Raw genomic sequence first — 14,238 nt, 5'->3', positions numbered from 1 at the left:
TTCTCGTCAGCCGAGTTATTCTTATTCGAATCGTCTATTGTGCCGGGAACAGCCGGATAACCGGGGTTATTCGTGAAGCTGACACCGCCACCCAAATTTAGTTTCCACTGATCTTTGAAGAACCAGCCTCCTTCAAAACCAACCATCAGCTTTTTGTCTGCCCAGTTGGTAGAGAGCGCTCTGACTTCATAGTCAGTCAGCAGCCCCGAAGGGGCTGTGACACTTGTGTAACTATTGTATCCAACAGTAGCTGCTACCGTAAAGTCTCCTTTTTTAGGAGTATTGTCTTTACTGGAGTTCTGTGCATTCACTGCAAGACACAGCATGGGTAGAACGGCCAACACTAAAAGTCTTTTTATTTTCATACGATACTTTTTTTAATTTGTTGTTTTTTGCCGTTACTTTAGGAATTATTCAGCGTTTAATTCTGCGTCTAACGCAGCTTTTGCATTGTCAACAATAATTTTTTTAGCGGCAATTTCTTTTTCCAGGTTATCCAATTCTTCTTTTCCTTTAGCTAATTGGGCCTCAGCATTTGTGATATTAGCCTCATAGAATTTAATCTGCTCTTTAGCATAAGCAATATTATATTCACATTGAGCAATTAATTCTTCAAGATTCTGACTATTATCATAAAGTGCATTGAGAACCTTATATTCATTCCAAAGCTTCGTCGAAGTCTCACTAGCATCACTAAATGCTTTGGCAACAGTTTCATTCGCTTTAACCAATGCTACAATTGCACTAACCGCATCATTATATGCTTTTACATCAACAGCAGCGAGAGCAGCCGTAAATTCATCAGAAGCAGCCTTTTCTTCATCATAAGAAGCTTGTGCCCTCACAATCTCATCTTTCGCCAAAGCAATTGCAGTCTTTGCATCTTTTATAGCTTGCTTCTTAGCTTCCTTTTCAGCATCTGTCGTTTCACCCATTTTATTTGCATCTTCCAACTGTGCATTGGCAGCAGCAAGATGGCCATAAGCAGTATTTTTATCTTTAGTATCAGCTGATGTACCCAAAGCATTTGCTGCATCTTCCAAGTTCGTTGCAAAATAGTTTTCAGCATTTAGTTTTTGAGCTTCACTTACATAAGCTCCTGATGGCAAGCTACGAGAAGTAGATCCAGAAGTAGTCTCCCAGCTCAAATATTCATACCCAGTAAATGCAACCACATTACTATAAAGATTATTCACCGCCTCAATAGCATCTCTATCCAAAGCATCAATGGCCTCCTGAATACCCTTGGCGTCTGCATCCAAAGCAGCACCTTCATTATTCATCAGTGTACTATAGGCTAATGTATACTTTTGATAAGCAGCCTCCTTTTTAGCGTTAAGCGCATCCTTATCAATATTTGTATTAGCTGGATCTTTCAGAACCTCCAATTTAGCAGTTTCCGCTGCAATAGTTCTATTCCAAGCAATAGTGTTAACCTTAGCATTTGCTTCTGCTGTAGTAATACCTGCTTCTAATTGAGCAAGACCAGCTGTTTTGGTAAGAAGTTTTTCATTCAAAGTAGCCAATTCATCAGCAGCCGTAGTATACTGTCCGTATAACCACTGAACACGTTCATCAGCATTTTTTAAAATAGCCAGTTCAGCCTCAGAAGCAGCTTTTTTTGCTTCTGCAATTGCTCTTTCTGCTTCTGCTTTAATCCTCTCAATTTCAACTGCAAATTCCTGTTTGGCCTCTTCAGTCATTTCTTTTTGGTATTCAGCTTGTGCATTTTTTAATGCTGCCTCAGCCTCAGCTGTAATTTTTGTAGCCTCAGCTTGCGCATTTGCCAATGCTGCCAAGCCTTTCAACTGTTCAGCTTTCGCATTACGTACCGCCTCCACAGAAGCTGATTCGTTGTTATCAACGCAAGCTCCCAGTGACAAAGCACCCAGGAGCACTGCTACCATCATGAGTTTCTTTTTCATAATCTCAAAATTTAAATGAATAATAGTAATAATATAAATGTTATGTTTCACTCTGTTTTCTCTCCCGCTACCGGAAAGTGTTGCTTCATCCCTCTTGGTGATTCGCTGCAAATATATCCTAATTTATCTGATAAAACAAATAAATTATGAACAAAATACAAAAATAAACAGATATTCTTTTATACCTATAAACCTAACTCTTCAGATTATGTTGTACTTTCATGCAAATGAAAAAAAGCAATATTTATATAGGTGAAATTATCAAAAATGTGATGTCTGAGAGACAGGTTACAAAGGCCGAACTCGCAAGACGGTTGGATGTTAAGCCTCAAAGTGTAGATTACTTACTGACAAGGAAAAGCATCGACACGGATACATTATACAATATTTCAATAGCGTTAGACTATGATTTTTCCCTTTTATATAGTATCAAACGAGAACAGAGAAATTCTGATAACGAAGGTATCAGATATAAACTAGGAAATGCCAAAATTATGGTAGAGATAGAATTACAGCAAGATGAAATTATAAAGCTTAATTTGAAAAAGAAAATAGCAGAACTGTTGGATGGAGGGGCTAATAAATAGATCTTCTTATACCTTATTATATATAGCGAACAGAAACTTCCAATAAAAAGATATCATCCGGGAAGAATAATTTAACAATGTTAATAAAGGCAGAAGGTTATTGGTTTTCCCTGTACAAAGAACAAAGCTTCTGCAGACAAATAACTTGTTCTTTGCATTTACAAGACTTGTTTTAACATCATGTTAAAGCTAATATTATAAACAATTAGAGTTAAGAAGCAATCAACTGAATAATAGATATATAAGCTAAAGACAAAGCTATAACAAAAAGAAAGTCCAGCTTCCAAACAGTATATATTATTAAGAATACAACAACTATAAATTAAAAAGAGTCCGGATTATATACTCAATATATCCGGACTCTGTCATTTCAAAAAATAACCAAACTAACCTTTTTTACACCAACTATCTTTATTTCCACTTTTTAAGTGCTTTCTTATCGGCAGGGGTAGCCTCTATCAAACTAATAGCAAAACCTCCACTACGGGCCAAGTCAGTGGAAATCTTCGTCTTATAAGTCACCAGACCTTTTTTAATCTGATAAGAAGTCGGATTTTTTTCATAATCCGCATCTTTACCATCGGCATATAAAGTAGCTACATATTGCTTTCCCGGTTCCAGGAAATCAAGTACAAACGTAGATGTGCGTGCATTTTCACCAGTAATTCCTCCAACGAACCAATTATTGGTGTTTTTAGCTTTACGGGCCACAGTGATGTACTCTCCCGGTTCTGCTTCAATATACTTACTTTCATCCCAGTCTACTGCTACATCTTTAATAAACTGAAAGGCATCCATATAGCGTTCATAACTCTCCGGAAGATCGGCAGCCATCTGTAATGGGCTATAAAGAGTGACATACAAAGCCAACTGTTTGGCCAAAGTAGTATGTACAAAACTATGCTCACCACTCAGGAAAGAGAGTTGAGTATCGAAAATACCCGGAGTATAATCCATCGGACCACCTATCAGACGCGTAAATGGAAGCAACGTAGTATGGAAAGGCTTATTGCCTCCGAAGGCTTCATATTCTGTACCACGGGCAGATTCATTACCAATCAGATTCGGATATGTACGGCACAATCCGGTAGGGCGAACAGCCTCGTGTGCATTCACCATAATTTTATGATCCGCAGCTTTCTTCACCGCATACAGATAATGATTATTCAGCCATTGACCGTAGTGGTGTTCACCACGTGGGATGATATTGCCAACATATCCACTCTTCACCGCATTGTAACCGTTATCTTCCATAAATTGATAAGCTTCATCCATATGACGTTCATAGTTACGCACAGATGCAGAAGTCTCATGATGCATCATCAGCTTCACTCCTTTACTTCTAGCATACTCATTCAACATTTTCACATCAAAATCAGGATACGGAGTAACGAAGTCGAACACATAGTCTTTTGACTTGCCGAACCAATCTTCCCAGCCTTCATTCCAGCCCTCGACCAGCACCTGATCAAAACCGTGTTCGGCAGCAAAATCAATATAACGTTTCACGTTCTCATTATTGGCACCATGACGACCATTAGGCTTAGTTTTAGTATAATCGGTTTCGCCCAACTTCACTGAATAAACATCATCCGTATAAGCCCAAGTACTCTTTCCGGTAATCATTTCCCACCATACACCTACGTATTTTACAGGCTTAATCCAGGAAGTATCCTCCAGTTTGCAAGGTTCGTTCAGATTTAATGTTAATTTAGAAGCAAGAATATCACGCGCATCATCACTAACCATAACCGTACGCCATGGAGAGTGGCAAGGAGTTTGCATATATCCTTTGGTCCCTTGGGCATCAGGAGTCAACCACGATTCGAAAACAAAATTCTTATCGTCCAGATTGAGATGCATGCAAGAATAATCCACCAAAGCAGCTTCGTGCAGATTGATATACAACCCGTCGTCTGTTTTCATCTGCAAAGCAGTCTGTACACCGGTAGGAGAAAAAGGAGTTTGAGAAGCATTGGGAGTGACAGCCGTCTTCATTAAGCCGCGTATTTCAGAAAGCTTCGACCGAGTATAATCATATTCCTGCGTATCATAATCTCCCGGTATCCAGAAAGCAGTATGATCACCGGCCATAGCAAATTGAGAATGTTCCTCTTTAATTACAAAATAATTCAGATTCTTTTGTTGTGGAAATTCGTAGCGAAATCCGAGTCCGTCATTATACAGACGAAAACGAATCACCATTTTGCGATCCTGAGCTTTCTGGTCTAAAGTAATCGCAAGTTCATTATAATTATTGCGAATCTGCTTAACCTCGCCCCAAACAGGCTCCCAAGTCTCGTCAAAAGAAGAAGTTTTGGCATCAGACAACGTAAAACCGTCCATCAACCCCGGATCGTCTTTCAGTTCAAGACCCAGTTTAGAAGGTTTAATCACTTCTTTACCTTTATAAGAAAGTTCATACACAGGTTCCCCCTTCTCATTCACAGATACATTCAGTTTCAAGAGTCCGTTGGGAGAAGTAATACTTTCGGCCATTGCCACACTACTCACTAAAAGAGAGAGAAAAAAGCAAGCTAACTTAAAAGTCAGTTTTTTCATGTTCTTCATGATATGGTTCAATAAAAATTAGTAATCATGCAGCAAAGATAAGCAAGAAGCAGATTCATGTTCGATGAATAGAACCGAAACAAAGAAGAATTATCAGAAAACGTTTGCATAAACAGTTGACAGTGGTAACTTTGCCGATAAAATCAAAAAAAGATGAAAGAGATTATTTATATATTTATCGGAGGAGGCATGGGCAGTGTAACCCGCTATCTGACACAAATCGCCGTCAACGAACGGCTTAGCCCGGCTCTCTTCCCATTTCCATGGGGAACATTTGCCGTAAATATCATAGGCAGCTTATTAATCGGTTTTTTTTATTCATTTTCGGAGCGTTTCAATCTATCTTTCGAACTGAGGCTATTTCTGACCGTTGGTTTCTGTGGCGGTTTTACCACATTCTCCACTTTGACCAACGACAGTCTGAGTTTGCTGAAAGGAGGTTTTTATGGCATATTCACCTTTTATGTATTCATCAGCATATTGCTTGGACTTTTGGCTGTATTGGCCGGAGGATATCTTGGCGAACAATTTAAATAACAAACGAATCATATATGAAGCCAACAATCAAAAAAGTGCAACCCGTCAAAGTCGTAGCTCCGTTCCTTAACAGTCAGTCCGAAAGTCCGGTCCCACTGGATGCACTTACCGACCAAGAGAAAGTTTCCGATTTGTACTTCCTTAAGGGAACCGTACATCAAATAGCTAAACCTTATCTAAGTATTAATAATTGCACTTTCAAACAACAAATATTCAGCGAATGTCAGTTTAAATCAGCTCAACTGACAGACGTACGTTTTGAAAATTGCGATTTATCCAACGTTTCGTTTGCCGGAACTACTTTCTACCGGGTAGAATTTATATCTTGCAAATTGCTGGGAACCGGTTTCCCGGAAGCCACCCTCAATCATGTTTTAATGGATCATTGCTACGGACAATACATCAATCTCTCCATGGTAAAAATGCGAACAGTCCGTTTCAGCCATTGCAATTTCCGAAACGGCAGCCTGAATGACAGCAAACTGATGCCGGCAGCTTTTGATACTTGCGAATTGTTAGAAGCCGACTTTTCGCACACTTCACTCAAAGGTATCGACCTGAGAAACTCTAGAATAGCAGGTATTCAACTCAATATAGCCGATCTGAAAGGAGCCATAGTCAGTTCGTTACAAGCAATAGATCTGCTACCTCTACTAGGGGTCAAAATAGAAGACGATTGAACCTTTCTTCTCTTTTCTTTGTTTTATAATATAAAAGTAATGATACTGATTTATAGGGAAAGAGCCCGAACGGAATACCTATTAATAGTGATTCTTCCGCTTCCCATAAGTGAGTAAATTTGCAGAGACTAAAAAACAAGAGAAACAATGAAAATAGAAAAAATTACAGGACGAGAAATTCTCGACTCAAGAGGTAACCCTACAGTAGAAGTAGACGTAGTATTGGAATCAGGCATTATGGGACGTGCATCCGTTCCATCGGGTGCATCGACCGGTGAACACGAAGCGCTTGAACTCCGCGACGGTGATAAACATCGTTATGGCGGCAAGGGTGTACAGAAAGCAGTAGAGAACGTCAATAAAGTCATTGCTCCGCATCTGATCGGTATGTCGGCCCTCGACCAAATAGGCATTGATCATGCCATGTTGGCATTGGATGGAACAAAGACAAAAGCCAAACTGGGTGCCAACGCTATTCTGGGTGTTTCGCTTGCCGTAGCTAAAGCTGCTGCCAACTATCTCGATATTCCTCTTTACAGATACATCGGAGGTACGAATACGTATGTATTGCCTGTACCAATGATGAACATCATTAATGGAGGCTCACACAGTGATGCTCCGATAGCCTTCCAGGAGTTTATGATCCGTCCGGTAGGTGCAAGTTCTTTTAAAGAAGGGTTGCGCATGGGTGCCGAAGTATTCCATGCTTTGAAAAAAGTATTGAAAGACCGTGGTCTGAGTACAGCTGTTGGTGATGAAGGCGGTTTTGCTCCCAACCTGGAAGGAACAGAAGATGCACTTAACTCTATTCTTGCCGCTATCAAAGCTGCAGGCTACGAACCGGGCAAAGATGTAATGATTGGCATGGACTGCGCCTCTTCCGAATTCTATCATGACGGTATTTACGATTACACCAAATTTGAAGGTGAAAAAGGCAAAAAACGTACAGCTGACGAACAAATTGACTATTTGGAAAAACTTATCAACGAATATCCGATTGATTCCATTGAGGATGGTATGAGCGAAAATGACTGGGAAGGCTGGAAGAAATTGACTCAACGCATCGGGGATCGCTGTCAGTTGGTAGGCGACGATTTATTCGTAACTAACGTTGACTTCCTGGCAAAAGGTATTGAAAAGGGTTGCGCTAACTCTATCCTGATCAAGGTTAATCAAATCGGTTCACTGACAGAAACACTGAACGCTATTGAAATGGCACACCGCCATGGATATACAACGGTCACTTCACACCGCTCAGGCGAAACAGAAGATGCAACCATTGCAGATATTGCCGTAGCAACCAACAGCGGACAAATCAAGACCGGTTCTCTAAGTCGTTCGGACCGTATGGCAAAATACAATCAGCTGCTTCGTATTGAAGAAGAGTTGGGAGACCGCGCTGTATACGGATATAAACGAATTGTAGTAAAAGGCTAAACAAAATCATGATAGCATAGCATGATAAAAGGTTAGTTATTTATAATAATTGAATGTAAATGCGAAAAGGGATGTATCATAAACAGGTTCATCCCTTTCCTTTTTCATGAGCCATCAGAAGAATAAACGCAAAAAAAGCACCCCGGCAGTGCCGAGATGCTTTTCCTTTTTTGAGCCTCTTGTCGGATTCGAACCAACGACCCCGAGATTACAAATCACGTGCTCTGGCCAACTGAGCTAAAGAGGCAAGTGGGTAAGCTTACTATATCGCGCCGCTACAACCAACTACCTTTGCTGCGATCAAGCCCTGGAGGATTCGAAGGGAGCTGGCCGTATAGGACTTACCCGGGTGCAAAGGTAGGTATTTTTATTAAACCTGCAATAGGGGATCGGTACTTTTTTGCATGCTTTACCGGTAAACTCCTACTTTTCAGATATTTAAAATCGAAAAAAAAATGTTTTTTTTCTGACCGGATAGCTTTATTAACTTTAACAGGCATAAATTCCATACCAAACAATATTATTTGTACCTTTGTGCGCTATTTATTAATAAAATGACAGAAAGCAGAAGTAACTTACAAAAATATGCCATGCATTTTGGCACCTATATGGGAGTATACTGGATACTTAAGTTCATTCTATTCCCATTGGGATTGTCCATTCCGTTTCTTTTATTCCTGTTTTTCGGGCTTACTTTAGGAGTTCCGTTCATGGGATATTATTATGCACGTACCTATCGTGACAAAGTATGTGGCGGCTCGATCCGCTTCCTGCAAGCATGGGTATTCATCGTTTTTATGTATATGTTTGCGGCACTCCTCACGGCAGTGGCCCACTACATTTATTTCCGGTTCATCGACCATGGTTTCATTGTAAACACTTACATGGGAATGTTTGACGAACTGAGCAATAAAGAAGTACCGGGAATAGAAGGGTACATCAGCCAACTGAAAGAAGTGATGGAAATGATCAGTACATTGACACCGATAGACATTACTATGCAACTGATGTCACAGAATGTGTTCTATGGCAGCATATTGGCTGTCCCCACTGCCTTGTTTGTGATGAGAAAGCCCAAATCACCGGAGGTGCAACCTCTATAGTTTGTAATATCTAATTTATAAGTAAAATGGATATATCTGTTGTCGTACCATTGTTCAATGAAGAAGAATCCATTCCGGAGCTTTTTGCCTGGATTGAAAGAGTGATGAAGGCCAATGGCTTTTCATACGAAGTTATCTTTGTAAATGATGGTAGTACCGACCGTTCTTGGGAAATTATCGAAGAGTTTCAGAAACAGTCGTCCACTGTGAAAGGGATCAAATTCCGACGAAACTACGGAAAATCCCCGGCTCTGTACTGTGGCTTTGAACGTGCCGAAGGAAATGTGGTGATCACGATGGATGCCGACCTACAGGATAGTCCCGATGAAATACCGGAATTATACCGTATGATTACTGAAGACGGATATGACCTTGTTTCAGGCTATAAACAGAAAAGATACGACCCGCTGTCGAAAACTCTACCTACCAAACTATTTAATGCCACGGCACGTAAAGTTTCAGGGATTCATAATCTGCACGACTTTAATTGCGGATTGAAAGCTTATCGCAAAGCTGTTGTAAAAAACATCGAAGTATACGGAGAGATGCATCGCTACATCCCGTATCTGGCTAAGAATGCCGGATTCCAGAAAATAGGCGAAAAGGTGGTGCACCATCAAGCACGTAAATTCGGAAAAACTAAATTTGGAGGATGGAATCGCTTCTTTAACGGATATCTCGATTTAATCTCTCTTTGGTTCCTCTCAAAGTTTGGAATTAAACCAATGCACTTTTTCGGTTTATTAGGCTCATTGATGTTTATACTGGGATTTATTTCAGTGGTTATTGTCGGAGCCAGTAAATTATATAGTATGAATCACGGTATGCCTTATCGGCTGGTAACAGATTCTCCCTATTTCTATCTGTCGTTGACTGCCATGATTATTGGAACACAACTCTTTTTGGCAGGATTTCTTGGCGAACTGATTTCACGCAACGCCCCGGAACGCAATAATTATCAGATAGAAAAAATAATATAACGAACGATTAATGAAACCTGTACGATGAAAAAATTAATAAAACTGGTACTCTTCCTGATGGTAGCCTATCCACTAACGGGGGCTATCCTTTCGGCTTGCTCGGAAGAGAGTGATTGCTCCATGACCGGACGCCCGATGGTCTACGCCAAAATGTATACCATCAATCCGGAAACCAAGGCTGTACTGAATGACACCCTCGATTCATTGAGTGTGACAGCATTCGGAACTGATTCAATAATCATCAATAACCAGAAAAAGGTACATGATATCGCTCTCCCACTACGCTATACAAGTGACTCGACTATTCTTGTGTTTCATTACACCCGGTTGTTAAGAGATACAATGGTGATCCTGCAAACCAATACTCCTTACTTTCAGTCGATGGATTGCGGATACAGTATGAAACAAAATATCATCAGTATTCATCCGATTGATTATACGGAAACCAATAAAAAGAAATATCATAGCATAGACTCTCTATATATCAAATCAAATGCAGCTAACATTAATGGAACAGAAAATCTCAAAATATTCTACCGCTACAATCGTTAGCCTGCTGTGCCTCATATTCAGCCTTCCGCTCCAAGCACAACAGCAAAGACCCGGTGCACGTCCTGCTGTCAAGCAGAAAGCAAAAGAGGAGATAAAAGCGGATACGATTCCCTTTTACAATGGGACGTATGTCGGTGTGGACTTATTCGGGTTGGGCAGTAAACTACTCGGAGGAGATTTTCTAAGTTCTGAGGTAAATGTGAGAGTAAACTTAAAAAAGAAATTTATTCCTACAGTAGAAATCGGTTTCGGACAAACAGATACCTGGAGTGATACCGGTATCCATTATAAAAGTGCCGCTCCTTATTTTCGCGTTGGGGCTGACTATAATGTTGTTAAAGAATATTTGTATGTAGGACTACGTTATGGATTTAGCAGTTTCAAGTACGACATCTCAAGTACACCTTTTTCTGACCCTATTTATGGAGGCAGTATGGCTAATCCCGGATTGATAGACGGCATTTGGGGAGGAAGCGTACCTTATCATTACAACGGACTGAAATCTAACATGCAATGGCTTGAACTGGTGGCCGGAGTCAATGTTCAAATCTATAAAAGCTTCTATATGGGATGGACCTTACGCTTTAAATTTAAAACAGCGGGCTCGATCAGCGAACATGGAAATCCATGGTATGTACCGGGTTTTGGTGAATATGACTCCTCAAACATAGGTATCACATATACACTGATTTATAAATTACCATTTTAACGACATGACAGGATTAGAGATTTGGCTACTTGCAATTGGTTTAGCGATGGATTGCCTCGCTGTCTCTATTGCAAGTGGTATTATTTTAAGGCGTATTCAATGGCGGCCTATGCTCATCATGGCATTTTTTTTTCGGACTTTTCCAGGCTATAATGCCTTTATTGGGGTGGTTAGGAGCAAGCACATTCAGCCACCTTATCGAATCGGTCGATCACTGGATTGCCTTTGCTATTCTGGCCTTTCTAGGCGGACGAATGATCAAAGAATCTTTTAAAGAAGAAGATTGCTGCCAAAGATTTAACCCTGCAAGCCTGAAAGTAGTGATAACAATGGCCGTTGCAACCAGCATTGATGCATTGGCCGTAGGAGTATCCTTTGCTTTTCTGGGTATCAAAAGCTGTTCGTCTATCCTTTACCCGGCAGGAATCATCGGATTTGTTTCTTTTTTTATGTCCCTTATAGGATTAATCTTCGGCATTCGCTTCGGATGCGGCATTGCCAGAAAACTTCGTGCTGAATTATGGGGAGGAATCATACTGATCCTTATTGGAACGAAAATATTAATCGAACACTTATTTTTTAATAATTAGCTATCAACCTCAAACAACAAAAGGCTGTGTAATCATAAACAGATTTGTTGCTTACTTACTTTTTACTTATTATGGAAAAGAAAACAAGAAAAAGCTTCATTTGGCTAGCTATCCTGCTGTTGGGAACAATTTGGATACTAGCCCAACGAAATAAACAAATACCTTACAACAGTATCAATGGGCTTGTATTCGGCACAGTATATAATATTACCTATCAATATGACGGCAATCTGAAAGCGGAGATCGATGCCGAATTAAAAAAATTCGACGGTTCACTTTCTCCATTCAATGATACATCTGTCATTACCCGTGTTAATCGTAATGAAGAAATCGTCACAGACACTTTCTTCCAAACCTGTTTTAACCGATCTATGGAGATCTCAGCCGAAACTCGCGGAGCTTTCGATATCACAGTAGCCCCATTAGCCAATGCCTGGGGATTCGGTTTCAAAAAAGGAGCCTTCCCCGACTCGATCATGATAGATAGTCTACTCCAAATCACAGGATACCAAAAAGTTAAACTGGAAAACGGCAAAGTGATCAAAGAAGACCCTCGGGTGATGCTAAGTTGTAGTGCTGTAGCCAAAGGATATTCCGTAGATGTAGTAGCCCGGTATTTGGATAGCAAAGGTATCAAAAACTATATGGTAGATATAGGTGGCGAACTGGTGGTAAAAGGGGTGAATCCCAAAGAGGAAGCATGGAGAATCGGCATAAACAAGCCTGTAGACGATTCCTTGTCGCTTAACCAAGAGATACAAACAACATTAAAACTGACCAATGTAGGTATAGCAACTTCCGGAAACTATCGCAACTTTTACTACAAAGATGGCAAGAAGTATGCCCACACCATCGACCCACGTACCGGATATCCGGTTCAACATAATATTCTTTCAGCAACCGTAGTTGCCGACGATTGTATGACTGCCGACGCATTAGCCACAGCTTTTATGGTAATGGGGCTGGATGAAGCGGAAGCTTTTACAAAATCACACCCCAACATAGGTGCTTATTTTATCTACAGTGATGAAAAAGGGGAGGTGAAAAGCTATTTTACAAAGAACATGAAGCAATATCTTGACAAATAGCGTGAATACCTGCTCCCATAACCGGCCCCATGGGAGCAGGTATTCAGAATGACCGGCACAGAAATTACCAAAAAAGCAAGTTGATTCCGAAGCAAGAATAACGCATTATCAATAAGCATATTATCTCTTTTTAAAGCATCTTTATCTCAGCTCGGGTACGCAGGTTCACGAACCCACATACCCGGGCATGTGGTCCAAGATAAGCTCCCTACCATTTTCACTAAAGATACTAAGAAAAACAAACTGCTTTAAATGATATAAACGGATAGGATAACAAATACATCTATCTGCATATCAAACCAAATGCTTTTGACACCCCATACCGGCACAAACCGCCTACCTCATAAACACGAAATATACCGCTGCTATCAAGCAGACAAAAGCTGCCACATGATTCCAATGCAGTGACTCCCCTTTAAATAATAAGGTAGAAAAAACGGTAAATATAATCAGTGTGATCACCTCTTGGATAATTTTAAGTTGCATCAATGAAAACGGCCCTCCGTTTCCGCTGAACCCCAGCCGGTTGGCAGGAACCTGACAAGAATACTCAGCCAACGCAATCACCCATGAAAACAAAACCACGCCATACAAAGGCCAATTACTGATTATTTTTGTTTCCTGTAGCTTCAAATGCCCGTACCAGGCAAATGTCATAAAAATGTTGGAAACGACCAACAACGAAATAGCATAAATACCTTTCATATTTTATTCAAAATTAAAACTCCACTTCTTTGGGTAACAATTCTTCCTGTACATTTGTCATGCTCCCCCACAGACTGTACCGAGCCTCCGGATTCATCTTTTCCAATTGTCGGAGTATCCCCTTCATATCGCTACGGCTCGATTGGGATTCATAAGGACAATTTTTCACTTGCTTGCGATATCCCCTTATTTGCGCCAACTCCAACAAATCCGCTTCATGCACCAGGCACATCGGGCGAATAATGGTCATATCAAATTTGTTCATTACCAAACGTGGTGGCATTGTACTGAATGCACCCTGATAGGTAATGTTCATTAATAAAGTTTCCAAAATATCGTCCATATGGTGTCCAAGGGCTATTTTATTGCAACCCTGCTCTTTAGCCACAGTAAACAGAGCTTTCCTCCGGTTCCATGAACAGAGAAAACAAGGTGATTTACGCGTATCGGTAGAAGGGTCGAAAGAAGTCTCGTAGACAACTAAAGGAACACCATTCTTTTCAGCATGTTCACGGAGGTAGTCCCAATCACTCTGGTATGGAATATTCTTCATAACCACATGTACAGCTACCACCGAAAAACGAGGTTTGAAAATATGCGAACGTTTACCCAGCAATTCGACTAATGCCAGGGAATCTTTTCCTCCTGAAAGGCCAACAAGCACTTTGTCACCCTCTTCAATCAACCCATATTGAACCATACCTTTGTTAAAACGCTTTTCGATACGCCGAATGGTTTTCTCTTCTTCCGTAAACTGTGCCATAACTCTCTTGA

General features: G+C 40.5%; 14 protein-coding genes, 1 tRNA gene and 1 pseudogene. 10 read left to right on the top strand and 6 right to left on the bottom strand.

Annotated features, from left to right (window positions below; translation table 11 throughout):
- A partial coding sequence (locus tag BSHG_RS12085; protein ID WP_008658963.1) for a BT1926 family outer membrane beta-barrel protein occupies positions 1–365 on the bottom strand: 365 nt, incomplete at its 3' end.
- Between the two features lie 45 nt (positions 366–410).
- On the bottom strand, positions 411–1,925 hold the full coding sequence (locus tag BSHG_RS12090; RefSeq protein ID WP_008658962.1) for a hypothetical protein: 1,515 nt from the start codon (positions 1,923–1,925) through the stop codon (positions 411–413).
- Between the two features lie 227 nt (positions 1,926–2,152).
- Between BSHG_RS12090 and BSHG_RS12095 the strand changes: the two genes are divergently transcribed.
- On the top strand, positions 2,153–2,512 hold the full coding sequence (locus BSHG_RS12095) for a helix-turn-helix domain-containing protein (RefSeq protein WP_032496694.1): 360 nt from the start codon (positions 2,153–2,155) through the stop codon (positions 2,510–2,512).
- A gap of 411 nt (positions 2,513–2,923) precedes the next feature.
- On the opposite strand, the gene BSHG_RS12100 is transcribed toward BSHG_RS12095, so the two are convergent.
- Entirely contained in the window at positions 2,924–5,083 is a 2,160-nt protein-coding gene (locus tag BSHG_RS12100; protein ID WP_005795718.1) for a glycoside hydrolase family 97 protein, read from the bottom strand.
- Between the two features lie 153 nt (positions 5,084–5,236).
- Here BSHG_RS12100 and crcB point away from each other — a divergent pair, with 153 nt between their 5' ends.
- The 3 genes from crcB (at position 5,237) to eno (ending at position 7,737) form a co-directional block, all read left to right on the top strand.
- Positions 5,237–5,620 (top strand): fluoride efflux transporter CrcB, encoded by a 384-nt coding sequence (gene crcB / locus BSHG_RS12105; protein ID WP_008658959.1) that lies wholly within the window; start codon positions 5,237–5,239, stop codon positions 5,618–5,620.
- A gap of 14 nt (positions 5,621–5,634) precedes the next feature.
- Complete coding sequence (locus tag BSHG_RS12110) at positions 5,635–6,300, top strand: pentapeptide repeat-containing protein (RefSeq protein ID WP_008658957.1); 666 nt, start codon at positions 5,635–5,637, stop codon at positions 6,298–6,300.
- A gap of 147 nt (positions 6,301–6,447) precedes the next feature.
- The gene (gene eno, locus BSHG_RS12115; RefSeq protein WP_005785741.1) at positions 6,448–7,737 is read left to right on the top strand and encodes a phosphopyruvate hydratase; all 1,290 of its coding nucleotides are present in this window, start codon (positions 6,448–6,450) and stop codon (positions 7,735–7,737) included.
- Between the two features lie 173 nt (positions 7,738–7,910).
- Here the strand turns inward: eno and BSHG_RS12120 are convergent.
- Positions 7,911–7,984, bottom strand: a tRNA-Thr gene (locus BSHG_RS12120).
- A 307-nt stretch (positions 7,985–8,291) separates the two neighbouring features.
- Between BSHG_RS12120 and BSHG_RS12125 the strand changes: the two genes are divergently transcribed.
- The 6 genes and pseudogenes from BSHG_RS12125 (at position 8,292) to BSHG_RS12145 (ending at position 12,759) form a co-directional block, all read left to right on the top strand.
- Positions 8,292–8,840 (top strand): DUF4199 domain-containing protein, encoded by a 549-nt coding sequence (locus BSHG_RS12125; protein WP_032497371.1) that lies wholly within the window; start codon positions 8,292–8,294, stop codon positions 8,838–8,840.
- 26 nt (positions 8,841–8,866) lie between these two features.
- Complete coding sequence (locus tag BSHG_RS12130; protein WP_008658955.1) at positions 8,867–9,820, top strand: glycosyltransferase family 2 protein; 954 nt, start codon at positions 8,867–8,869, stop codon at positions 9,818–9,820.
- A 24-nt stretch (positions 9,821–9,844) separates the two neighbouring features.
- Positions 9,845–10,372: a DUF6452 family protein gene (locus BSHG_RS12135; protein WP_005785734.1), complete on the top strand. Its 528-nt coding sequence runs from the start codon at positions 9,845–9,847 to the stop codon at positions 10,370–10,372.
- Positions 10,329–11,081 (top strand): DUF6048 family protein, encoded by a 753-nt coding sequence (locus BSHG_RS12140; protein ID WP_005785732.1) that lies wholly within the window; start codon positions 10,329–10,331, stop codon positions 11,079–11,081. Before BSHG_RS12135 ends, BSHG_RS12140 begins: the two co-directional genes overlap by 44 nt.
- Before the next feature lie 4 nt (positions 11,082–11,085).
- Positions 11,086–11,671, top strand: a pseudogene (locus BSHG_RS0220270) (manganese efflux pump MntP family protein).
- A 71-nt stretch (positions 11,672–11,742) separates the two neighbouring features.
- Entirely contained in the window at positions 11,743–12,759 is a 1,017-nt protein-coding gene (locus BSHG_RS12145) for an FAD:protein FMN transferase (protein ID WP_005785727.1), read from the top strand.
- A gap of 336 nt (positions 12,760–13,095) precedes the next feature.
- Here the strand turns inward: BSHG_RS12145 and BSHG_RS12150 are convergent, their stop codons facing one another.
- Both BSHG_RS12150 and BSHG_RS12155 read right to left on the bottom strand, forming a co-directional pair.
- Positions 13,096–13,464 (bottom strand): DMT family protein, encoded by a 369-nt coding sequence (locus tag BSHG_RS12150; RefSeq protein WP_005785723.1) that lies wholly within the window; start codon positions 13,462–13,464, stop codon positions 13,096–13,098.
- 13 nt (positions 13,465–13,477) lie between these two features.
- The gene (locus BSHG_RS12155; protein ID WP_005801071.1) at positions 13,478–14,227 is read right to left on the bottom strand and encodes an ATP-binding protein; all 750 of its coding nucleotides are present in this window, start codon (positions 14,225–14,227) and stop codon (positions 13,478–13,480) included.
- Positions 14,228–14,238 lie beyond the last annotated feature (11 nt).

The sequence above is a fragment of the Bacteroides sp. 3_2_5 genome, from assembly GCF_000159855.2.
GTDB lineage: Bacteria > Bacteroidota > Bacteroidia > Bacteroidales > Bacteroidaceae > Bacteroides > Bacteroides fragilis.
The sequence above is the reverse complement of the archived record's forward strand: the minus strand, read 5'-3'. Positions and strand labels throughout refer to the sequence as shown.